A 20,975-nucleotide genomic window follows, 5' to 3' on the forward strand; every position below is an offset into this window, starting at 1 on the left:
TTCAATCCAGCTTAAGTTTTCTTTAAAATATATCATATCTCATTGATATTTTAAAACAGTAAAACAAAAAAAATCTGGATTAGGTGCACTAATCCAGATTCGTCAGCTTTAATGAATATATCTCATAGCGTCGTATTCTAGTTGATTTGTACTTTTTTCTAAAATAGTTGGATCGATCCCTAAAATTTTTGTACATTCGTCCTTTGATAATAAACCTCGATAATAAGCTTCTATAATTGTATCCTTATCCATCTTCTGATACCCTCCAACAAAATTCTACTTAGTATCAGTATAGGATAATCAACCATTTTCTATACACATTACTTTTTTTCATTCATGACTACTCTTTGCACTAACTTATTATTTCGATAATACACATATTCGCCAGAAGAAATAGAAACAAAAGTGGTGATGACTATCATTTCCCAAGTTGTTAAGTAGTTAAAGAAGCTTTCAATCACAGTCAATGACAAATACTCACCTAAAGCAACACCACTAAGCATCAGAAAAATATAAGCGAAATGCTCTGATCTATTGTCAGATAACAATCTACTCTTAAATAGATAACGAATTCCTTGTCTATAGAATAGATAACTTAATCCAATCGTTATAATAAAATACAGCATCTTTGATTCTCCCTAATTCAGTTTCAATCTTCTATTAGTGTAACAAAGTTTACCTTATCTTTCTATAGAAAAATGTATCTATCGTTTCTAATTGGTATTGTGCTGGATTGAAGATTTGTTCAGTACTTCCAACAAAGAGAACTCCTCCTGGTTTTAAAGCTTGACTAAACTTTTGGTACAGGTGATTTTTCGCTTCTTCAGTAAAATAGATCATCACATTTCTACAGATAATCAGATCAAAGTTCTTGTCAAAAGGATCTGATAATAGGTTATGCTTGCGAAATTTTATTTTATTTTTTATTTCTGGTATCACGTGCAATACTTGATTTTGTTTTACAAAATATTTGTTTAGCATCTCTTTAGGCACTTCCTGTATAGACCTTTCCGTATAAATCGCTTCTGCTGCTTTTTTTAAAGCACCTTCATCCAAATCAGTCGCCAATAGTTCTACTTGAAGATGAGGAAAATGATTCGCGAGAATCATCATCAGTGTATACGGTTCTTCCCCGGTAGAACAGGCTGCACTCCAACATTTTATTTTTCTTTGATCTGGCAATTGGTGGATCACTTTGTCTGTAAGTACCTTCCATCTGCTATAGTTACGAAAAAATTCGGTTACATTGATCGTCATTCGATCTAACATTTCAGCAAAAAGTTGTTGATCTTTCTCAAGTGCATGAAAATAGTCTACAAAATTAGCGTATCCTCGCTTCATTCTTAAAGAATTAAGCCTTCTTTTCATTTGTGCTTCTTTATATAAAGATAAATCAATACCCGTTTTTTTCTTTATTTTTTGTATAAATTGATAATAATCTTGATCTAACGCTGTCATTCTACTTCTCCTCGAATGTTCAATAATCTAATCTCTGTTTAATGATATTCTCCATTAAATAGATAAAATCCTCCATCAAGTATAAAAACATAAAAGACTACTGACTTTACAACAGTAGTCTTTCAAGTAAAAAAATTGTCCAAATGCTGGGTTTTTAACTCTATATCCAGCGATTGATATCCTTATTATATGTAAGTAGTTCTTCCTCATTGAAAAATAATTGAATTTCACGTTGAGCGCTTTCTAGAGAGTCAGAACCATGAATGACATTCATACTAACATTAACTCCATAATCGCCTCTAATCGTTCCAGAAGCAGCTTCTGCAGGGTTTGTCTTCCCCATCATATTTCTCGCTACTTGTACGACATTTTTCCCTTCCCAAACCATTGCAAAAACTGGACCAGATGTTATAAAATCAACTAATTCGGGAAAGAAAGGCTTTTCTTTATGCTCTTGATAGTGTTTTTCTGCTAGTTCTGAATCGATCATCATCAATTTAGCACCTATAAGCTGAAATCCTTTCTCCTCAAATTTTGCTACGATTTTACCAATTAAAGATCTTTGCACACCATCTGGTTTAACCATTAGAAAAGTTCTTTCCATATTGATACCCCCATAAAATGTAGTAAGATGCCAACGAAATTTTAACAAATTTTTCATACTATTTCAACTATGAGAAAAATTCATGCATCAAATAATAAAAAAACCAAAGTCGATATAACTTTGGTTTGAAAGACTAATAAGTGCGATCTGCGATAAAATCACTAATTTCTAATAAGGTTTTTCTTTCTTTAATATTAGGTAGTTCCATTAAAGCTTTTTTGGCTTTTTGAATATATGTTTGTGCTAACTCTTTTGAATAGTCAATTCCTTCAGACTTGCGAACAATGTCTACCATTTCATCCATCTGTTCTTGAAGGTGATCACTCTTTACCATCCGTTGTAGTTTTTCCTTATCGTTGGAGTAATGCAATGCATACAATGCAGGTATTGTAATATTACCTTGACGAAGGTCACTTCCAGCAGGTTTTCCAAGTTGTTCTGTTGTTCCTGTAAAATCTAAAATATCATCTACAATTTGAAAAGCCATCCCTACATTATAACCATATTGATATAGCCTTCTTACCGTTTTGAGATCTGCATTACTGGCTAGACCCCCTAATTTACAGGAAATCGCAATAAGAAGCGCAGTTTTGCGTTTTATCCTTCTTAAATATTGTTTTAATGATTGGTTCCAGTTATTAAAATCTTTAATTTGTTCAATTTCTCCTTCACACATACGAACAATTGCATTTGAAAGAGTTTGGTGAATCTCAGGGTTTTCAAATTCAGTAATTAACATTAAAGCTTCGGCAAAAATATAATCACCAGTATACATCGCAATTTTATTATCCCATTGCGCTTTTACGGTTAATTTACCACGCCTTTTATCTGCATCGTCAATCACATCATCGTGAACAAGGGTGGCCATATGTATTAATTCAAGAGCAGCAGCCACTTTTTTCAGCTTATCAAAATCATATTCCCCAAAATGGCCAGATAACAACACAAAAACAGGACGAATTCTCTTTCCTCCAGCTTTTAATAAATGATTAGCAGATTGATTTAATATTCCTTGATCTGTTGTAATCGCACGAGATAATTCTTTTTCTATTTCATTTATATCTTTTTTCATTCTGTAGTAAATATCTACAAGCTTCATCCATTTCACCTTGTTTTTTAATGATAAAGAAAGGTAACTTTCTTTTCTGTTTTTTTCTATCTATTCTTTTCTATCTATTTTCTTTTTTATGCCCAATATGAAGAGCAGCAATTCCGCCTGTAAGTGGATAGACTTCGACCTTTTCCATCCCTACTTTTTCAAAAATAGCAGCAAGCTCTTGTTGATCAGGAAAATTGGTTAATGATTCAGGTAACCATGCATATTGTTCATATCGATTTGCAAATAATTTACCTAACCATGGGAGTATTTTATAAAAGTAAAAAAAGTAAATTTTACGAAATATTGGCCAGTTTGGTTTAGATAATTCAAGAGAAACTACTTTACCTCCTGGCTTAATTACTCTAAGCATTTCAGATAAAACGGTTTCAATGTCTGGAACATTTCTTAAGGCAAAACCAATGGTTGCATGGTCAAATGTATCATCAGGAAAAGGTAATTTCATTGCATTCCCATTAATTAATTCAATCTGCTTGTCCAAACCTTGTTCCTGGACTTTCTTTTTTCCAATTTTTAACATATTTTTACTGAAATCAAGACCAACGATTCTCCCAGTTTTTGAAGCCTTTGCTAATGCAATTGTCCAATCAGCTGTACCGCAAGCTACGTCTAGCGCTTTATCACCTTGTTGGACTTTCATCTTCTTCATGGTGAAATTCCGCCATGCTTTATGCCGACGGAAACTAAGCAAATTATTCATTAAGTCATATTTACTTGCAATATTTTCAAAGACGGAATGAACAAATTCCTCTTTCTTTTTTCCTCGTATAAGAACCTGTTTTTCCACTTAAAGTCCCCCTCCATTTTCTTAGAAGTTTCTAACTTCTTTCAACCATATTTATCGGCTGTTGAAGTAGATGAGAGAATTGGTCAAGAAGCAATAGTAACTCTCCTTTTACCATTCCATTCTCTATACTTTGAATCCTTTCTTCAATGTTTCTATATAGTCCTTGTAACATTTCTTCTATTTTTTCTGGGATTAAATGCTTTTGAAAAAATGGTTTATTTGCAAAATGATTCACAAATAGGTGGGGAAAATCGATTAGGGAAAAGAGTAACACAAAATCTTCAATGAGTCGTTTCCATAAAATCTTATGCTCTGAAGAATTTAGTTCGTCTACAAATTGAATGTATAGATCACTCTCTTTTACTTTTATCAATTCTACTAGTTGGGTCATTGATTGGAAACCTTCCCCATTATTTTGCGTATATAATTTCATTTTTGCAATATTGATATTTCGAATTCCTTTTGCTAATTTTTTTACCCCGTCTATTAAATTATTTTTAGAAAGTAAGGAATAATATTGGCTACTGTAGTAATCGCCTGCCAAGATAGAAAGTTGTCTTCTTCTGACTTCTTTGTCATTATATTCCTTTTGATTCGTGATTGTTTCATGTATATCAAGTCCCAATTGGACTAGCCCTGTTGTTACACAATAAGATCTCCGTTTATATTGAGGAACAGAGGCAAAATAGAAAAATAAATTTAGTAATTCAAGACGAAAAATGGAGATTTTAGGTAATGTTACATATTTTTCAATAAACAAATTTTGAGAAAGTTGATTGATCTCAGCCACAATTTCTTCTATTTCTCTACGGAAAGTACTATGCGTCATTGTCATTTGATATCCCCCAGATTTTAAACTACATAAATTCACTTCCGAACACAAGTATAACATAATTATCTGATAGGTAACAGGAATTATCAATACCACTTTTTCTCTATCTGATCGCATTTCCATAATTCAAACCAAAATATTGGTCTAAGAAATCTTTATTCGACATTGATGATCCTAATTTCATTGTTCGATTATTCATAATATCTTCTTTTTTTGCTGAAGTTGCAACAAATATTTTTTCTGAGTCCTTTAGAAACACTCGTATGAATATTTCATTAACATTATTTTTTTCAACAAATCCTTTTTGAATCAATGTAAATAAATCTAGATAAACAACTTCCGTATCAAGTACTTCATCAGAAGTTAATGTAAGATCGACGGACAATGTATTATGGTCCCAGATTACTTTTTTGATCGGTAAGTGAAGGGGAATTGAGCTAATAAAATCAACAAGATTATCATTTGAAAGCACCATGTTTTTTTGTATTTTAAAGACTGGTAAATCATAATTGATTTGAGCTATTTTGGCATTGGGGATTAAAGAAATCATAAATGCAATGATCACAGATAATGTTAAAGCTGCCACCATTCCTTTGGAAACATGTTTATATGCATGCATTGAAATACACCTCCAATACATTGTACAAAAAAACAAGCCGGCTATTCCAGCTTGTTCGAAAAAATCATTTTTTTAATCCTCAGTTGAAATGATGCCATAAGGGGTAAAGATTTCTGCTTTACCTCGCACTTTGACCGCAGAAGTATGTTCAGTAAATTGTGCGATCATGACTTCTCCTCGATCTAATTTCTCAAGATGGTGAAATTTGGTATCTTGCCCGCGAGTAAGCCCGATCACATTCACTCCATTTTCCTTCGCTTTAATCACAAAAAAGGAATTGTCTTGATTATTCATTTTGATCCCCACTTTTATCCAGACTATGTATATTTAATGTAAAACCACTCCATTCAATGTTCCCATTGAAGAAGTGGTTATGTATATGGAAAGAATGGTCGGAACGACAGGATTTGAACCTGCGACCTCACCCACCCCAAGGGTGCGCGCTACCGAGCTGCGCCACGTCCCGACTAAAATAGCAACATATTTTATTATATCTAATTAATTATATTTTTCAAGCCCAATTTTTATCCATCAGTTCCTTCAAGTCATTATGAACGAATTAATTGTAGAATTTCATTTCGTAATTGCGGATCTTCTTTATAAATTCCTCTAGCAGTAATTGTGACGGTTTTAGAGCCAGGCTTTTTTACTCCTCGCATCGTCATACACATATGTTCTGCTTCTATCATGACTAAAACTCCAAAAGGTTCTAATTTTTCCATGATCGCATCCGCAATCGTATCAGTCATTCTTTCTTGTAACTGAGGTCTTTTGGCAACAGCTTCAACAGCTCTAGCCAATTTACTTAAGCCAGTCACTCTTCCATCTCTTGGTATATATGCTACATGCGCAATACCAAAAAAAGGAACTAAATGATGTTCACAAGTAGAATAAAAAGGGATATCTTTGACTAGTACAACTTCCTCGTGTTTTTCACTAAAAATCACATCAAAATAATCTTTTGGATCCTGTTCTAAACCAACGAAAATCTCCTCGTACATACGTGCCACTCTTGCTGGTGTTTCTAATAACCCTTCTCTTTCAGGGTCTTCACCAATGGACTTTAAAATAACTTTAACCGCTTCTTCTATTTGTTTATGATTAACGCCCATTTATCTTGCCTCCTTCTAACTCCAAAAGCAAAATTAATGTTAGCATAAATAAATATTAAAAGCAAAAAAGAAGAGTTACACAAGTGTAACTCTTCTTTACTGTATGTAACACATTATTACTTAAGTGCATCCTTCAATGCTTTACCTGGTTTGAAAGCAGGTACCTTGCTAGCGGCAATTTCAATTTCTTCCCCAGTTTGTGGGTTGCGCCCTTTACGAGCAGCACGCTCACGAACTTCAAAATTACCAAAACCAATGATTTGAACTTTGTCGTTTGTAGCAAGAGCATCAGAAATAGAAGCAAATACAGCGTCTACAGCTTTGGTAGCATCCTTTTTCGTTAACTCTGTCATTTCAGCAACTTTTGCGATTAATTCCGTTTTATTCAATGTATTCACCTCCTCCCAAGGTAAAAATCTTGTTATATCCTTGTGTTACCGTTTCTTAGAAATTTATACATGTTTCAACAAGGATTTTCCAAAATTTTTATAGACAAGCATATAGTAATATACAAACGCTGTAATTTCAAGGATTTTCTTTAGAAAGACATAAAAAAAGCACTACTATGAGTGCTTTTTGGTATTATATTCCATTTATTTGCTATAAAATAATAGCAATGAGTCCTCCTGACCCTTCATTTATAATTCTCTCTAATGTTTCTTTTAATTTATACCTCGCATTATCTGGCATCATGGAGAGTTTCGCTTGGATCCCGTCACGAACAATACTTGCTAATGATCTACCAAAGATATCGGACTCCCACATTTTTAATGGGTCATCTTCAAAATCCTGCATTAAATACCGTAATAATTCTTCACTTTGTTTTTCTGTTCCGATAATCGGTGCAAACTCGGACTCAACATCTACTTTAATCATATGAATAGATGGTGCAGTTGCTTTTAAGCGCACACCAAACCTTGAACCCTGTCTGATCAATTCTGGTTCGTCCAAAGTCATATCTTCTATAACAGGATTAGCGATACCATAACCTGTTTGTTGCACCATGGTTAAAGCTTCTGCCACTTTGTCATATTCTTTTTTCGCATGGGTAAATTCAACCATAAGTTGGAGTAAATGATCTTTTCCTTTAATTTCTACTCCAACGATCTCCATTAAAATTTGATCATAAAGCTCATCTGGAGCAAATAAATCAATTTCTGCTACCCCTTGGCCCATATTCATGTCAGCTAATATAGCATCAGCAATAAATTCATAGTTTTTAAATTGATCTACGACAACGCGCACATCACGTAATCTACGAATATCTTTGACCGTTTCTTGAACAGACTCTTCAAAGTTCTTTCTGAGCCAATGTTCTTTATTTAAAACCATGACCCAGCTAGGTAGATTTACATTGACCTCATGCACTGGGAATTCGAATAAGACTTCACGTAATACACCAACAATATCTTCCTCTTGCATATTGGCTACACTCATTGCAAGAACAGGAATATCATATTTTTCTGCTAATTCACTTCTTAGGGAATCTACCCGTTCCGAATATGGTTCAGTGGTATTGATCACCATGACAAAGGGTTTGCCTACCTCTTTTAATTCTTCAACTACTCTTTCCTCAGCGGATACATAGGATTCCCTTGGAATTTCTGTAATCGAACCATCGGTCGTCATCACTACACCCAATGTGGAGTGATCTTGGATTACTTTTCTTGTTCCAATTTCAGCTGCTTCTTGGAAAGGAACTGGGTCTTCGAACCATGGTGTATTTACCATTCTTGGACCATTTTCGTCCTCATATCCCTTTGCTCCTTCAACAGTATAACCAACACAATCGACTAGGCGAATGTTGATGTCTAATCCTTCATCCACATGGACTTCAACCGCTTGGTTTGGTACAAATTTTGGTTCAGTTGTCATGATTGTACGTCCTGCAGCACTTTGTGGTAATTCATCCGTTGCTCTTAGTTTGTCGTTTTCATTTTGAATATTAGGAATAACTAATGATTCCATGAATTTCTTAATAAATGTTGACTTTCCTGTTCGGACGGCCCCAACAACACCTATGTATATGTCTCCACCTGTCCGTTCTGCAATATCTTTAAAGATATCAAACTTTTCCACAGTATCCCTCCTCGATTAAAATCAACACTTGTATCTCCATATCCCTTATGATATTAACCATCCCTCCCCATACAGTCATAAATCGACTCGTACCATAAAATTGGACAGTATAAATATATGAGACTTTTTTGCCAATATGACGTAAAATAAAAACTTTCATCAGTTTGCTAATAAAAAATTTTCCTTAGCAAATTCTTAATCAAATACTAAAATTTATGATGTTAAACATAAAAAAAGAACGATTTTTTATCGTTCTTTTAATCATCCCAGATACTCTCATTCTTTTGTTTGGCCAATTGCTTTCGAATGGCTGCCTTTAAAGGTTCTTCAGGAACTTCGACTTTTAATCTCTTTAGTACTTTTGTTTGACAACCTAATCTTGTTCCGGCTTTTATTAAATTTTTCCCTAATTTTTGTAACTCGCTTTTGGTGGGCTGAGATACTGCAGAGTTGTCATCTATTTTTACTTTACAGGTCAAACAAGCTCCTCTTCCACCACACTTATGTCCTAGATGAATCCCCGACTTTAAAGCTGCTTGTAATATCGTTGTACCTGGTTTCACTTCAAATTTTTTTTGATCTGGGAGAAATAGTATAGTTTCCGACAATGTTGATGTTCACCCTCTCATGATCTTTTAAAAACTTCTGATAAAGCAACTTCTTCCATCTCATGTGTTCTTACACGCCCCATAAGATCTTCGACAGCTATTTTGGGGCTTTTGTTTTCAAAAAGTACCTTAAATAATTCATTTGTAATCGGCATTTGAATTTGATATTTTTGTGATAAGTAAAAGGCAGCTTTCGTTGTTTTGACACCTTCTACCACCATTCCCATTTGCTTAAGTATAGCATCTAAGTTTTGACCCTTTCCAAGCATATATCCAGCTCGCCAATTGCGGCTATGTTGACTTGTACAGGTGACTACCAAATCACCTACGCCTGCTAAACCTGAAAATGTTAGTGGATTTGCTCCTAATTCTATACCTAATCGTGCAATTTCCGCAAGTCCTCTGGTTAGTAAAGCAGCCTTTGCATTGTCCCCAAATTCTAGACCATCGGATAGGCCAGCGCCTAAGGCAATAATATTTTTTAGTGCTCCAGCAATTTCGACGCCAATAATATCTGGATTAGTGTATACACGAAAATTTGAATTGATGAATAAATCCTGTACCTCTTCAGCAACAGAAATGTTACGACCAGCTACTACAACTGTCGTCGGCAAAAGACGACTTACCTCTTCAGCATGGCTTGGACCTGATAAAACAAGGATCTGATCTGATGGTAAACCAGGAAGTTCTTCATGTATCACTTCACTCATTCGTTGATATGTCCCTTGATCTAACCCTTTTGTTGCATGAATGAGAACTGTTTGATCGGAAATATATGGTTTAACCATTTTTGCAGTATCACGCATAGCATGAGAAGGTACGACGAGAACAATATATTTTTTGCCTTTAAGTGCTTCTTTAACATCAGCATGGGCTAGGATCGTATCTGGAAGTTTGATTTCTGGTAAGTATTTATGATTCGTATGATTGTAGTTGATCTCGTCTTTATGTTTATCGGTTCTAGCTAATAAATCAACGGCAAAACCATTGTTTGCGAGTACGATGGAAAGTGCCGTGCCCCAACTACCGGCTCCGATCACAGCGATCGACATATTCGCCATTTTTGTTATTCCTCCTCTTTTTTAATCCTCTTCATTCTTTTTCCTAACCAGGATTCGAATCGGTGTACCTTCAAAGTGAAAAGAATCTCTGATTTTGTTTTCCAAATACCTTTCATAAGAGAAGTGCATAAGTTCAGGATCGTTAACGAAAAGGACAAAAGTTGGTGGTTTTACCGCAACTTGTGTAGCGTATTTGATTTTCAATCTTTTACCTTTGTCTGATGGAGGTGGATTGATAGCTACTGCATCAGAAATAATATCGTTTAAGACAGGTGTTTGGACTCTCATTGCATGTGATTCAGCCACTTCATTAACCATAGGCAAAATTTGATTCACCCTTTGTTTTGTTTTAGCTGAAACAAAAACAATTGGAGCATAAGACATAAATAGGAAGTGATCTCGAATCTTTTGTGCAAATTGATGCATCGTCTTGTCATCTTTCTCTACAATATCCCATTTGTTTACTACAAATATGGAGGCTTTACCAGCTTCATGTGCATAGCCAGCTATTCTTTTGTCTTGTTCAATAACACCAGAATGACCGTCAATCACTACTAATACAACATCCGCATTTTCAATTGCTTTTAGAGCACGTAATACACTGTATTTTTCGGTTGTTTCATAGACCTTTCCTTTTTTTCTCATTCCCGCTGTATCCACTAAAACATAATCTTGTTCATCTGTTGAGAACAATGTATCGACTGCATCCCGAGTCGTTCCAGCTACATTACTTACGATAACTCTTTCTTCTCCTAATATGGCGTTCACTAATGAGGATTTACCTACATTAGGACGCCCGATTAGAGCTACACGAATCACATCATCATCATAGTTTTCCTCTTCTTCATCTGGAAAATGGGACACAACCTCATCTAATAGATCACCAAGACCTGTTCCATGTGCTCCCGAAATAGGATATGGATCGCCAAACCCTAAAGCATAAAAATCATAGATTTCTTGCTGCATTTTAATGTTATCGATCTTGTTTACTGCGACAACAACTGGTTTTTTGGATCGATGTAAAATATTTGCAATCTCCTTATCTTGTTCTGTTAAACCTACCTTTCCATCAACCATAAAGATGATCACATCTGCCTCATCGATCGCAAGCTCTGCTTGTTGTCGAATCAGCATGAGGATTTCATTCTCAACATCAATTTCGATACCACCTGTATCAATGAGATGAAAAGAGTGGGTCAACCATTCACCGGTGCTATAAATTCGATCACGAGTAACACCTGGTTTATCTTCAACAATAGCAATTCGTTCTCCAGCTAAACGGTTAAATATCGTTGACTTTCCAACATTTGGTCTACCTACGATTGCAATGACAGGTTTAGACATTAAACTTCAACCTTTCCATACAAATTACCCAATTAGATTTTAAATGCGTCTATACTATTATAAACAAATTATTCCATCAATCAATAGGATAAACTAATGTCTTACAATGATTAGAGAGCCATTTTCTAAATCATGAGCTATTCCATCAAGGATTTTTTCTAGCAAAAAGGCGGTTCTCTGTAATTCCTTTTCATTATTAGCAATAAAGATAGGAACACCACCACTTAACACTTTATCTTTATGTAGAGTGACAACAGCTAGGATATATTGTTCAATTGTAGTTCCCATTTTTCTCCTCCTATTCGTTTACTTCTGATTCAGAAGGTAATCTTACGGCATTTTCCAATACGGGTGTCTGTTTAACCACCTCAATTGCCTTTTGAATATCCTTGATCTGAGGTAAGAAAAATACGCCCAATCTTCCATCATTTAAATCACGTTTAGCCAATGGAACCAAGGCTGGTTCGCCTGAATCACGATATACACCCATTATTGTGGCTAAATTATGGAGTATCGCTTGTCTTTGCCCTAAATTTGCAATCGTAACGATACTGTTTTGATCTTTAGGCTTTAAGATAATGCCAACCCCATGTTCAAGAATTCGGTCTTGATTGTCTTTTAAGCCAATATTCATAATATAAATATCATCTACATATAGATGAGGCCCATTGACAATTACTTTTCCTTCTACAACCTCAGCAAGTTCTTTTATGCTACTACCTGACATGTATTTTTTACTAACAAATAAAGTTATGATTCCCGCGAGAATGCCCCATTTCCAATCCATTAATATTGAAATTAAGGAAACAAAAAAGGAGGTAAATATAACTAAGTAATTTCTTCCTTCAAACACCATTGCAATGCCTTCAATATATGTGACTCCACGTGGAACCAATTCCAAACTATCTAATGTTGTTAACGTTTGTCTTTCCATATTCCGAACATCACGGAATTGTTGGGCTGCCAACCCTAAAAAGGTTATTGCCGTATAATTTTCTTTTAATAATGAAGGTACCGCTACTGCTCCTAAGCCTGCAGCTATAAAACCTAGTGAAAGGTGAATGATTCTGCCATGGGTATGTGTTGGATATTGACGATAATCGGTCTTAAGCATTAACAATCGATTTAGAAAACCTATAATCACACCTAATATGACAGCAATCATATTATTGTTTAGCATATTTTAATCACCTGATTCGTAAGTATTTAATCAGTTGTTTATCCTTAACCCAATTTTTGACCAAAATCATTAAATGTTGAAAGAAATAGAGCTGTATCAAAGAGAGCCATAAAATATCCCGTTGTAAAGCATTCCCAAGTATAATCTGAGGAAAATGAGTTCTATGGTGAAAGGAATAAAATATTTCTCCTAAAAGTAACCCACCTATTAGTAATGCAAGACGCACTACTAATTTATTGGATACAAAGAGTACAATCATAACTAAAAAAAATGTAATTTCTATTTGCTCATTCCAAAGCATGAGAATCGGATCTAGGCGAATTAATTCTTTGAACAAGAAATAGATTGCACCTAATAATGTGGTAGCAGCAAATAAATAAGGTTTATCTGCTTTATCCCCTTTTATCCAAAAATAAAAATAAAAAACCATTGGTACGATAAAACCTCCCATATTCACTTTCCATTGATAATTAAAAGGAAGTTCAATCATTGATAGAATAAAAATCGCCAAGAAGATGAAGATTACTTTTCCTTTTCCTATCTCTGATACAATGGATTGGAACCATCCTGTTGAAACTAAGATGATCATAATTAATAGAATAAGATTTGTTAATACACCATCATTCATACTCTTTACCTCCTTTTGTCACTATTATGTAGTATTTCTTTTTTTGGCATAAAAAAACCCATTACTAACATAATGGGTTAAAGAAACTCTCTTCTTGCAAGTTCATTTATTGGAATACCTCTTAGTTCACACCAATCTTTTGTTTCCCCTAGAATAACCATTGGTTTTTTTTGCAAATCTAACAATTCTACTGCGCCTAAGCTTGTCATGATCAATTTTATTTCGTGGTGAAGTTGATTTACATATCCTAATGTTTGTTTAAATCCTTCATTTACTAACTTTCTTAAAATCATTCCAGACATTCCTACAGCATTAGCACCTAAACCTATTGCCTTTGCAATATGTAAACTATTCTGGATACCTCCTGTAGCTATGATTTCTGTCTTGTTTACCGTTGTAGCTTCAAGAATACTTGTAGCTGTATGTATTCCCCAATCATTGAAGAAGGGATATGGGTCTAACCGCCTCTTATTTTCAATCAAGGCAAAGTTTGTTCCTCCCCTTCCACCCACATCAATAATCTTTATCCCTCGTTTCACTAGTTGAAAAACTACCTCTTTGGACATTCCAAATCCTACCTCTTTAACAATGAAAGGGATTTTTACAGACTCTTTAATTGCCTGTAATCGATCCAATATTCCTGTAAAGTCTCGATCACCTTCAGGCATGGTAAGTTCTTGTATTACATTTATATGTATTTGGATTCCATCTGCTTCGATCATTTCAATCGCTTCGTTAGCTTGTTCCGGCGTTGCATCTGCACCAAGATTGGCAAAAATGATCCCTTTTGGATTGTTACCACGTACAATCTGATAGGTAGAACGATACTCTTTGTTTTTAATAGCAGACATCTGCGAACCAACCGCCATTACCAAATTCAGCTCATTCGCTAGTGCGGCTAAATGTTGATTTATTTTAACCGTTTCATAAGCTCCACCCGTCATCGCGTTAATAATAATCGGCGAACTCAATTGAAGTCCGCCGATAGAAGTAGCAATCGAGGTTTGGGATAGAGCAACTTCTGGTAAAGCTTGATGGACAAAATGAACATTTTCAAAGCCTTGAACACCCGTTTGACCAGTCTCAATGGCATATTTTAAATGTTCAAGCTTTCTAGAAGCTCGACTCATGTCGTTTCCTCACTTTATTTTAATTTTTTTAATTTGTCACCTAGAATATCTGCTAAAGTGAAACCAGTATTATGTTGTTCCTGAATGAGGTGATTTTCCTTTACTTCTTTTTCTACCTCTTGTTCTTCTGCTTCACGAATACTTAAACTAATGCGTTCAGAGGAAGGATCAACATCTAATACTTTCACTTTTACTTCTTGACCGATTTTAAGAACTTCACTTGGTTGGCCAATATGCTGATGCGAAATTTGAGAGATATGAACCAGGCCTTCTACATTAGGTTGAATTTCTACAAAAGCACCAAAGCTAACTAGCCTTTTTACAATCCCCGTATAGATTTCACCAATTTTTAAATTCTCGATTGCTAGATGAATAGGATTTTGCATAGTTTCTTTGATGCTTAGACTAATCCGTTTTGTCTCTGGATCAACTCGTAGTACTTTAACATTGACTTTATCTCCTTCTTTTAATACATCAACAGGTTTGCCAATTCGATTCCATGAAATTTCAGATACATGAACTAAACCATCAACCCTACCTAAATCGATAAACGCGCCAAAGTTAGTAAGTCTTTGAACAGTACCTAATAAAATGTCCCCTACTTTAATTTGTGCAACTAGTTCTTTTTGTTTCTTATTGAATTCCTCATCTAAAACAGCTCGTTGAGATAAAATCACTTTATTTTTATCTTGGTCAATTTCAACAACCTTAACACGTAAAGTTTTTCCTTTATAATCAGCAAAATCTTCAACAAAATGTCTTTCTACCATTGAAGCTGGTACAAACCCGCGTACTCCAACATCAACAACCAAACCACCTTTAACAACATCTGCTACCTTAACTTCAAAAACTTCACCTGTGCTTAGCTTATGTTGTAATGTATCCCAAGCTTTTTCACGGTCGATCACCTTTTTGGAAAGGAGTACCTGTTCCTTTCCATCGTTGACACGAAGGACTTTGCATTCTACTTGATCGCCAACTTTCAAAACATCGGTTATTTTTTCAATATGTACATTTGCAATTTCGCCTATAGGAAGAATGCCATCATATTTGTAGCCTATATTGACTAATGCTTCCTTTTCTTCAATTTTTGCTATGGTTCCTTTTACAATATCTCCTTCTTTTAAAGACATTACGTTTGTCATTTCTGAATTCATTTCCTCAACCATAATTACAATTCCCTCCTTAAAGTAACAAAACACTTCAAAAAACTTATAATCATACCCTAACGATAAAGCCGACCTTTATCAGGTGGAATACGGTTGGGCATAAAAACTATTTCAACTTGGTAAAGAGATAGAAAATCGTTAAGAAAATAATAAATAAAATAATTGCTCCAAGCCAAAGCAATCGGTCTATTGAAAGGACATTCATTTCATAAAGGATAAAAAGTATCATGATCATTGTTAAATTTATTATGAAGCTATTTAAAACATTCCATACAATCTTTTTAATCTCTTCAAGTTGATAACCTTTTAATATACAACGTTTTGCAATGATTCGACTAAGGTTTAATATGAAGATCATTAAACTTAAATAAATCATACTGTAATAAAAAAAATTCATTTATTTTATTTCCTCTAGTTGTTTCTTAATTTGAGCCATCATAAAAGTCATCGTTTCTGTTAAATCCTCAGATGAAACCTTCTCTTTTTTAAAAGAATCTAACTGAATAGGATTACCTATATTCACGATAATCGGCTGAAACCACTTATAACTTGAATCGATCCCAATCGGAATCACTTTTACATCTGACTTTAAAGCAAATAAGGCAGCACCAGGTAACCCAGGCTTTAATTCTTTATCTTTGCTACGCGTCCCTTCAGGGAAAATGCCTAGAACTTCTTGCTCCTTAAGGAGGTCTAATGCTGTTTTAATCGCCTTACGATCACTTCCTCCTCTATTGATAGGAAATTGACCCACTTTTTTTAAAAAGGAACCCAAAATAGGGATGTCGAACAATTCCTTTTTTGCCATAAAATGAACTTTCCTATTTACTGAACAAGCGATCACTACTGGATCAAAATTACTAATGTGGTTTGAAATCAAGATAAGAGGACCCTCTTTTGGAATATTTTTAACTCCATACACTTTTAGTTTGTAAAAAGTTTTCAAGTATCCTTTGATTAATACTCTAGCAAAAGTATAGAGTGACATTTTAGTTCTCTCCTCTCATTCTTTCTCTAGCTAGACTTAAAATTACATCTACCACCTGTTCAATGGAAAGTTGAGAAGTATCAATCAAAATAGCGTCTTTTGCTTGTTTTAAAGGTGCAACGGTCCTTTCTTGGTCTTTTTTATCCCGCAATTCAATTTCCTCGACGATCTGCTCCAACTTTATTTCGTAACCGTTTTTTGTCATTTCTAAGTACCTTCTATGTGCTCGTTCTTCAATTGAGGCTGTCAAAAATATTTTTAACTCTGCATTTGGTAATACATTGGTTCCAATATCTCTTCCATCCATGACAACAGAACCTTCTTTTGCTAATCTACGTTGAAGTTCAACCATTGTTTCCCTCACTTTAGCATGAGAAGCAACCAATGAGACCTGTTTAGTAATCTCTGGTGTTCTAATTGCCTCTGTTACATCTGTTGTCCCAATTTTTACCCTTTGTATGTGTTGATCAATTTCAAATTGAATAGGGTTACGAAGAAGACATTTGTTTAATTGATCTTCATCATGAAGGTCTATATTTTCATTTATCGCTTTTAAGGTCAGTGCCCTATACATCGCTCCAGTATCAATATATAAAAATCCCAATTCATTAGCAACCTTTTTTGCAACGGTACTTTTTCCCGCTCCTGCAGGTCCATCAATGGCAATACTTATTTTTTTCATTCTAATCCTCCAAAATATGTAGGGTCACAACTTTCTATATCATAAAAAAAACAGGCCGGTGCCTGTTGAACAATATGTTCATAAAAATCTTATCATATTCTTCCAATATAATCAATTGTATGATGGAATTTAGAAGCTGATCCTTCCATTTTTTCCACTGGAATAAATTCTTTGCGAAACGATTCAAAGCACAAAAGAAATTGAATACCAATGAGGAGAATAAGCACTAAGATAAATATTTTTTTGATCGTCTTTTCTACATAATCAGAAAATAAGATAAACTTTTCCTCATAAGGACGGTAACGGGTTTTTATCATCATCATCCCTCCGTTAACTATCCTTAACAAAGGATAGACAAGATATACTCTTCTTTTATAAACCTTTTTCCCTTAGTTCTACTTGTCTTTCATAACAAAACCGGATGATTTTTGACCTCATTGTTTCATTGATTGTTGTAAATGAAATAGAAACCCAAGTTACGTTTGTTTTTTGATTGGGAATTTCTGATCTTATAATTTCTCCTATATAAGAGATATGCTCAATCGTTCCATTTTTAAACGGCAACACAATCCAACCTTCGATCATTTCTCCAGTCATTACTTTTTTCGGGAAAGGTAATACAACTTGCATGCCCCCACCACTGAGATCCAACGTTTGAACTACTGTCCAATCCTGTTTATCTAATGGCTTAAATGCTGTTTCCACATGAACTGGAACTCTTAGAAAGTTTCTCCTTTGCACTCGATGAATCTTAGATACCACTGGCTTAGTTAATATCAATAGAGGGATCTGTTCTTGTTTTCTCCCCACAACAATAGTATCAAAAGAGAATTGCCCATGGACATTAGACATATACCATACTTTTACTTTTTGGCCAACCGGTATCAATTCGAGTTTACCAGTTTCTTCATTGATTGGCACCTCAATACTTATTTCATTTTCAGAAACTTCAGCAATTCTTGATTTTAAAGAAAATTGATGTTCATGACCAATATTTATTTTTACGACTTGATTAATACTAGGTAACAAAGGCCTCTCCCCTTATATGTTGTAAAAACAGGAGGCATTTTAATCCTCCTGTTCATAATCGTCTTTCTTTTAACTTACTATATCTTCCTCTACTTTTTCAACTACTTCTTCTTCACCATTTTGCGCATTGATATAAATTCTGTAGGTAACTTTGTCAAAATCCCCTGTTACCTCATAGGTGAGTACTTCTTTTCCATCACTGTTTTCAATCAATGCAGGACGGATAGAGAAAATTTTCAAATGGGGGTTTACTTTTGTTTGGACTGTTTCTTTTGTAATAGTTGGTGATGGAATTACTCTCTTTTTATGATTAAAGGTATAACCTGTGGATTCAAAACCGATAATCTCCCCATTATCTAAAGCGACCTTGACACTTAGCATATCAGGATAAACAACCACACCATTTTGTTTGTAAGCATATGTAAAAATTAAGCTATTATCATACTGATCAATCGTAGTTGGTACCATTGAGGTATAACCACGTTTTTGTAAAAAAGCATTTGCTTTTTCTGTCGCTTGTTCTAATGAGATTTTTTTGCCATCGATCTCCCGATTTATGATCATCCAGACTATGTGGCCACCCACTTTAGTAACGTCCAAATTAACTATATTCTTTCCTTTTATTTGTACGCTAAAGGCTTCAAAATTAGATCCTTTTCCCGTTTTATCCACTTTTATTTGATCTGAAACAGGTACTTTCATAAATTCGGCAGCCTTTTTCTTTGCTTCTTCAGCAGTAATCAAACGTCCTTTTAAGTTTTTTCCTTTCTCTTTATTTTTCTTTTCTAAACTCATCATTTCTGGACCCCAATCTAATTCGGGGAATTCCTGTACTTTTTTGTCGATTGTTTTAAATCCATCAATAATCGTGTTGTCCATCTTTTTGTCTTCTTCTGCCAAAGCAATTTCAACATCCATCCATCGTAATTGTTTATCGATGACTTCTGTTTGCACATGATTTAGTTCGTTTCGTATTTCTTTAGATCTCTCGTACAAGGTTTTTAATGTCTTATATTCCTGATCAGTTAAAGGTTCTTTTCCCAAATCTCTTATTGCAATACGATAGGAGAAATCCCCGATTTTTGCTAAGAATTCTTCTGTTTTACTAAATGGCATCAATGTTAATGGCAACTGACCTACATCAGATTGAGCAGAATAGGCTAACCTCCAAACATTCGCTAATGAAGGGGATAACTGTCTACGGGAATTAACGGCTAATGTTTTACCTAATTCATCATGTAAGGCATCAATATGAAAATTTAGATCATGAAATGCCCGTTGATACTGATTTTCTGCTTTAATCAAAATTGAGTTTTTCTCTTGATTTTCTTGATAACCCCAAAAACCTGCTCCAATTACAGCAATGACTAATACAGGGATTAAAATACCTGTTATACCCTTATACATTTCATTTTCACTCCTTCATCGACAAAAAATATGTTTGCCAATTTTTTTACTTGTGGCCTTGACCAAATCCATTTTGAAGTGGCTGTTTGTGGGTTAAAGTAATATTCACATCCATCTGTTGGATCCCAACCACTTAAAGCATCCTTTACAGCCTTTTCCGCTTGTTTATTAGGAGTTAAATAGATTTGTCCATCTGCAACAGCAGTAAAAGCTCCCGGTTCAAAAATAACACCGGAAACAGTGTCTGGAAAAGAGGAGCTTTTAACGCGGTTTAAGATAACTGCCGCAACAGCAACTTGACCAACATATGGTTCTCCTCTTGATTCGCCATAAACAGCATTCGCCATCAATTTCATATCATTAGCAGATAATGTGGTTCGCTGTGCTTTTACATCATTCTCATCAGGGGCTATTGGATTAAAAATAAAAGTGAGGATGAAAAATAATAAACTGAACAATAGGCAATAACGAACAACTTTTTTCATCATGAGATCCGCCTCCTATTTCTAGTTTGAGTTTAAATGCTCCATACTATGCAATAAGGTAACAACCTGAAGAATAAAGAAAGACCCTTTCCTTTTTTGGAAAGAGTCTTAAATGCTGATCCATTCTTCCTCTTAAAAAAACTTTTCACCACATTGGTTACAACGAATGATTACCTTAACTCGTGTCAAATCATTCACCCCCTAGTTCCATTTTAACCACTTTTTTCAGTAATTTACTTCAGGGGGTTCACTTTCGTGAAAAGGTGATAATTTTGTTGCTATTTTTATTTTCTTTAACCCATACCACCACAAAAAAGTTAAAAATGGTAGCATCAGATATACCCAATCCATCATCTTTTGTTCTAAAATAAAATTGTAGGTTGCATGAGCAATCATTGGAATGATCCATGATAAGAACAGAAATATCTTTTTATAATGGATGCATGAAAATTTAGCTTTTCCCAAAAAATATCCCATCATAATGGCAAAAAGAGCATGGCCTGAAACAGGTAATAGACCTCTTAATAAAATCATAGCTGGTTGACTAGAATGAAAAAACAAATACCCTAAGTTCTCAAGCGTTGCAAATCCAATTGAGACAGCAACAGAATAGACCACCCCATCATAAGGTTCATTAAATTCAACATGTTTAAAAA

Annotated in this window: 27 protein-coding genes, 1 tRNA gene and 1 pseudogene; all 29 read right to left on the bottom strand. The window is 34.6% G+C overall.

The genetic code is table 11. The features are described 5' to 3' along the window. Nucleotides 1-108 precede the first annotated feature (108 nt). A complete protein-coding gene (locus tag U473_RS14745) occupies nucleotides 109-252 on the bottom strand; it encodes a hypothetical protein (protein WP_161937293.1) in 144 nt (47 codons plus the stop codon). Between the two features lie 68 nt (nucleotides 253-320). Beyond that, entirely contained in the window at nucleotides 321-626 is a 306-nt protein-coding gene (locus U473_RS06020) for a hypothetical protein (RefSeq protein WP_068724379.1), read from the bottom strand. A 49-nt stretch (nucleotides 627-675) separates the two neighbouring features. Then, nucleotides 676-1,458, bottom strand: coding sequence for a CheR family methyltransferase (locus U473_RS06025; RefSeq protein WP_068724381.1), 783 nt, complete (start codon nucleotides 1,456-1,458; stop codon nucleotides 676-678). A gap of 160 nt (nucleotides 1,459-1,618) precedes the next feature. Then, nucleotides 1,619-2,062, bottom strand: coding sequence for a nucleoside-diphosphate kinase (gene ndk, locus U473_RS06030; RefSeq protein ID WP_068724382.1), 444 nt, complete (start codon nucleotides 2,060-2,062; stop codon nucleotides 1,619-1,621). 133 nt (nucleotides 2,063-2,195) lie between these two features. Next, the gene (gene hepT / locus U473_RS06035; RefSeq protein ID WP_068724384.1) at nucleotides 2,196-3,161 is read right to left on the bottom strand and encodes a heptaprenyl diphosphate synthase component II; all 966 of its coding nucleotides are present in this window, start codon (nucleotides 3,159-3,161) and stop codon (nucleotides 2,196-2,198) included. A gap of 70 nt (nucleotides 3,162-3,231) precedes the next feature. Next, nucleotides 3,232-3,966 carry a demethylmenaquinone methyltransferase gene (locus U473_RS06040; protein ID WP_321164150.1) on the bottom strand — a complete coding sequence of 245 codons (735 nt, stop codon included), beginning with the start codon at nucleotides 3,964-3,966 and terminating at the stop codon, nucleotides 3,232-3,234. Nucleotides 3,967-3,997: 31 nt separating this feature from the next. After that, nucleotides 3,998-4,801, bottom strand: a complete 804-nt coding sequence (locus U473_RS06045; protein ID WP_068724386.1) for a heptaprenyl diphosphate synthase component 1 — start codon at nucleotides 4,799-4,801, stop codon at nucleotides 3,998-4,000. A gap of 100 nt (nucleotides 4,802-4,901) precedes the next feature. Beyond that, the gene (locus U473_RS06050; protein ID WP_068724388.1) at nucleotides 4,902-5,417 is read right to left on the bottom strand and encodes a hypothetical protein; all 516 of its coding nucleotides are present in this window, start codon (nucleotides 5,415-5,417) and stop codon (nucleotides 4,902-4,904) included. 72 nt (nucleotides 5,418-5,489) lie between these two features. Beyond that, nucleotides 5,490-5,711: a trp RNA-binding attenuation protein MtrB gene (gene mtrB, locus U473_RS06055; RefSeq protein ID WP_068724391.1), complete on the bottom strand. Its 222-nt coding sequence runs from the start codon at nucleotides 5,709-5,711 to the stop codon at nucleotides 5,490-5,492. 95 nt (nucleotides 5,712-5,806) lie between these two features. After that, a tRNA-Pro gene (locus U473_RS06060) sits at nucleotides 5,807-5,883 on the bottom strand. Nucleotides 5,884-5,965: 82 nt separating this feature from the next. Then, nucleotides 5,966-6,529: a GTP cyclohydrolase I FolE gene (gene folE / locus U473_RS06065; RefSeq protein ID WP_068724393.1), complete on the bottom strand. Its 564-nt coding sequence runs from the start codon at nucleotides 6,527-6,529 to the stop codon at nucleotides 5,966-5,968. Nucleotides 6,530-6,645: 116 nt separating this feature from the next. Next, the gene (locus tag U473_RS06070) at nucleotides 6,646-6,918 is read right to left on the bottom strand and encodes an HU family DNA-binding protein (protein WP_068724395.1); all 273 of its coding nucleotides are present in this window, start codon (nucleotides 6,916-6,918) and stop codon (nucleotides 6,646-6,648) included. Between the two features lie 211 nt (nucleotides 6,919-7,129). Beyond that, a complete protein-coding gene (gene spoIVA, locus U473_RS06075; RefSeq protein ID WP_068724397.1) occupies nucleotides 7,130-8,608 on the bottom strand; it encodes a stage IV sporulation protein A in 1,479 nt (492 codons plus the stop codon). A gap of 257 nt (nucleotides 8,609-8,865) precedes the next feature. Then, nucleotides 8,866-9,216 carry a 2Fe-2S iron-sulfur cluster-binding protein gene (locus U473_RS06080; protein WP_068724399.1) on the bottom strand — a complete coding sequence of 117 codons (351 nt, stop codon included), beginning with the start codon at nucleotides 9,214-9,216 and terminating at the stop codon, nucleotides 8,866-8,868. 17 nt (nucleotides 9,217-9,233) lie between these two features. Beyond that, on the bottom strand, nucleotides 9,234-10,277 hold the full coding sequence (locus tag U473_RS06085) for an NAD(P)H-dependent glycerol-3-phosphate dehydrogenase (RefSeq protein WP_068724402.1): 1,044 nt from the start codon (nucleotides 10,275-10,277) through the stop codon (nucleotides 9,234-9,236). A gap of 21 nt (nucleotides 10,278-10,298) precedes the next feature. After that, on the bottom strand, nucleotides 10,299-11,621 hold the full coding sequence (der, locus tag U473_RS06090; RefSeq protein ID WP_068724403.1) for a ribosome biogenesis GTPase Der: 1,323 nt from the start codon (nucleotides 11,619-11,621) through the stop codon (nucleotides 10,299-10,301). Nucleotides 11,622-11,714: 93 nt separating this feature from the next. Further along, nucleotides 11,715-11,909 carry a capping complex subunit for YIEGIA gene (locus tag U473_RS06095; RefSeq protein WP_068724405.1) on the bottom strand — a complete coding sequence of 65 codons (195 nt, stop codon included), beginning with the start codon at nucleotides 11,907-11,909 and terminating at the stop codon, nucleotides 11,715-11,717. Between the two features lie 10 nt (nucleotides 11,910-11,919). After that, nucleotides 11,920-12,801, bottom strand: coding sequence for a YIEGIA family protein (locus tag U473_RS06100; RefSeq protein WP_068724407.1), 882 nt, complete (start codon nucleotides 12,799-12,801; stop codon nucleotides 11,920-11,922). A 7-nt stretch (nucleotides 12,802-12,808) separates the two neighbouring features. Beyond that, complete coding sequence (locus U473_RS06105; RefSeq protein WP_068724410.1) at nucleotides 12,809-13,429, bottom strand: YphA family membrane protein; 621 nt, start codon at nucleotides 13,427-13,429, stop codon at nucleotides 12,809-12,811. 77 nt (nucleotides 13,430-13,506) lie between these two features. Next, entirely contained in the window at nucleotides 13,507-14,559 is a 1,053-nt protein-coding gene (gene fni, locus U473_RS06110) for a type 2 isopentenyl-diphosphate Delta-isomerase (protein ID WP_068724412.1), read from the bottom strand. A gap of 14 nt (nucleotides 14,560-14,573) precedes the next feature. Beyond that, the gene (gene rpsA, locus U473_RS06115; RefSeq protein ID WP_068724414.1) at nucleotides 14,574-15,728 is read right to left on the bottom strand and encodes a 30S ribosomal protein S1; all 1,155 of its coding nucleotides are present in this window, start codon (nucleotides 15,726-15,728) and stop codon (nucleotides 14,574-14,576) included. A gap of 106 nt (nucleotides 15,729-15,834) precedes the next feature. Beyond that, nucleotides 15,835-16,125, bottom strand: coding sequence for a hypothetical protein (locus U473_RS06120; protein WP_068724416.1), 291 nt, complete (start codon nucleotides 16,123-16,125; stop codon nucleotides 15,835-15,837). Further along, nucleotides 16,126-16,716, bottom strand: coding sequence for a lysophospholipid acyltransferase family protein (locus tag U473_RS06125; RefSeq protein ID WP_068724418.1), 591 nt, complete (start codon nucleotides 16,714-16,716; stop codon nucleotides 16,126-16,128). A 1-nt stretch (nucleotide 16,717) separates the two neighbouring features. Beyond that, nucleotides 16,718-17,398, bottom strand: coding sequence for a (d)CMP kinase (gene cmk / locus U473_RS06130; protein WP_068724421.1), 681 nt, complete (start codon nucleotides 17,396-17,398; stop codon nucleotides 16,718-16,720). A gap of 92 nt (nucleotides 17,399-17,490) precedes the next feature. Further along, a complete protein-coding gene (locus U473_RS06135) occupies nucleotides 17,491-17,715 on the bottom strand; it encodes a hypothetical protein (RefSeq protein ID WP_068724423.1) in 225 nt (74 codons plus the stop codon). 55 nt (nucleotides 17,716-17,770) lie between these two features. Next, nucleotides 17,771-18,427: a flagellar brake protein gene (locus tag U473_RS06140; RefSeq protein ID WP_068724426.1), complete on the bottom strand. Its 657-nt coding sequence runs from the start codon at nucleotides 18,425-18,427 to the stop codon at nucleotides 17,771-17,773. A gap of 69 nt (nucleotides 18,428-18,496) precedes the next feature. Continuing rightward, the gene (gene ypeB, locus U473_RS06145; RefSeq protein ID WP_068724428.1) at nucleotides 18,497-19,834 is read right to left on the bottom strand and encodes a germination protein YpeB; all 1,338 of its coding nucleotides are present in this window, start codon (nucleotides 19,832-19,834) and stop codon (nucleotides 18,497-18,499) included. Between the two features lie 15 nt (nucleotides 19,835-19,849). After that, a pseudogene (locus U473_RS06150) lies at nucleotides 19,850-20,205 on the bottom strand (cell wall hydrolase); the annotation flags it as partial. Nucleotides 20,206-20,544: 339 nt separating this feature from the next. Then, a partial coding sequence (locus tag U473_RS06155) for a PrsW family glutamic-type intramembrane protease (protein WP_161937294.1) occupies nucleotides 20,545-20,975 on the bottom strand: 431 nt, incomplete at its 5' end.

Source organism: Tepidibacillus decaturensis (genome assembly GCF_001561915.1).
Classification (GTDB): Bacteria; Bacillota; Bacilli; order Tepidibacillales; family Tepidibacillaceae; genus Tepidibacillus_B; species Tepidibacillus_B infernus.

Bases quoted from the DNA above. Each gene is read 5' to 3' on its own strand.
- folE (WP_068724393.1), bottom strand. From the start codon at position 6,529: ATGGGCGTTAATCATAAACAAATAGAAGAAGCGGTTAAAGTTATTTTA.
- U473_RS06050 (WP_068724388.1), bottom strand. From the start codon at position 5,417: ATGCATGCATATAAACATGTTTCCAAAGGAATGGTGGCAGCTTTAACA.
- U473_RS14745 (WP_161937293.1), bottom strand. From the start codon at position 252: ATGGATAAGGATACAATTATAGAAGCTTATTATCGAGGTTTATTATCA.
- U473_RS06125 (WP_068724418.1), bottom strand. From the start codon at position 16,716: ATGTCACTCTATACTTTTGCTAGAGTATTAATCAAAGGATACTTGAAA.
- U473_RS06085 (WP_068724402.1), bottom strand. From the start codon at position 10,277: ATGGCGAATATGTCGATCGCTGTGATCGGAGCCGGTAGTTGGGGCACG.
- U473_RS06095 (WP_068724405.1), bottom strand. From the start codon at position 11,909: ATGGGAACTACAATTGAACAATATATCCTAGCTGTTGTCACTCTACAT.
- U473_RS06025 (WP_068724381.1), bottom strand. From the start codon at position 1,458: ATGACAGCGTTAGATCAAGATTATTATCAATTTATACAAAAAATAAAG.
- ypeB (WP_068724428.1), bottom strand. From the start codon at position 19,834: ATGTATAAGGGTATAACAGGTATTTTAATCCCTGTATTAGTCATTGCT.
- U473_RS06120 (WP_068724416.1), bottom strand. From the start codon at position 16,125: ATGAATTTTTTTTATTACAGTATGATTTATTTAAGTTTAATGATCTTC.
- mtrB (WP_068724391.1), bottom strand. From the start codon at position 5,711: ATGAATAATCAAGACAATTCCTTTTTTGTGATTAAAGCGAAGGAAAAT.
- der (WP_068724403.1), bottom strand. From the start codon at position 11,621: ATGTCTAAACCTGTCATTGCAATCGTAGGTAGACCAAATGTTGGAAAG.
- ndk (WP_068724382.1), bottom strand. From the start codon at position 2,062: ATGGAAAGAACTTTTCTAATGGTTAAACCAGATGGTGTGCAAAGATCT.
- fni (WP_068724412.1), bottom strand. From the start codon at position 14,559: ATGAGTCGAGCTTCTAGAAAGCTTGAACATTTAAAATATGCCATTGAG.
- U473_RS06105 (WP_068724410.1), bottom strand. From the start codon at position 13,429: ATGAATGATGGTGTATTAACAAATCTTATTCTATTAATTATGATCATC.
- U473_RS06020 (WP_068724379.1), bottom strand. From the start codon at position 626: ATGCTGTATTTTATTATAACGATTGGATTAAGTTATCTATTCTATAGA.
- U473_RS06135 (WP_068724423.1), bottom strand. From the start codon at position 17,715: ATGATAAAAACCCGTTACCGTCCTTATGAGGAAAAGTTTATCTTATTT.
- cmk (WP_068724421.1), bottom strand. From the start codon at position 17,398: ATGAAAAAAATAAGTATTGCCATTGATGGACCTGCAGGAGCGGGAAAA.
- rpsA (WP_068724414.1), bottom strand. From the start codon at position 15,728: ATGGTTGAGGAAATGAATTCAGAAATGACAAACGTAATGTCTTTAAAA.
- U473_RS06100 (WP_068724407.1), bottom strand. From the start codon at position 12,801: ATGCTAAACAATAATATGATTGCTGTCATATTAGGTGTGATTATAGGT.
- U473_RS06045 (WP_068724386.1), bottom strand. From the start codon at position 4,801: ATGACAATGACGCATAGTACTTTCCGTAGAGAAATAGAAGAAATTGTG.
- hepT (WP_068724384.1), bottom strand. From the start codon at position 3,161: ATGAAGCTTGTAGATATTTACTACAGAATGAAAAAAGATATAAATGAA.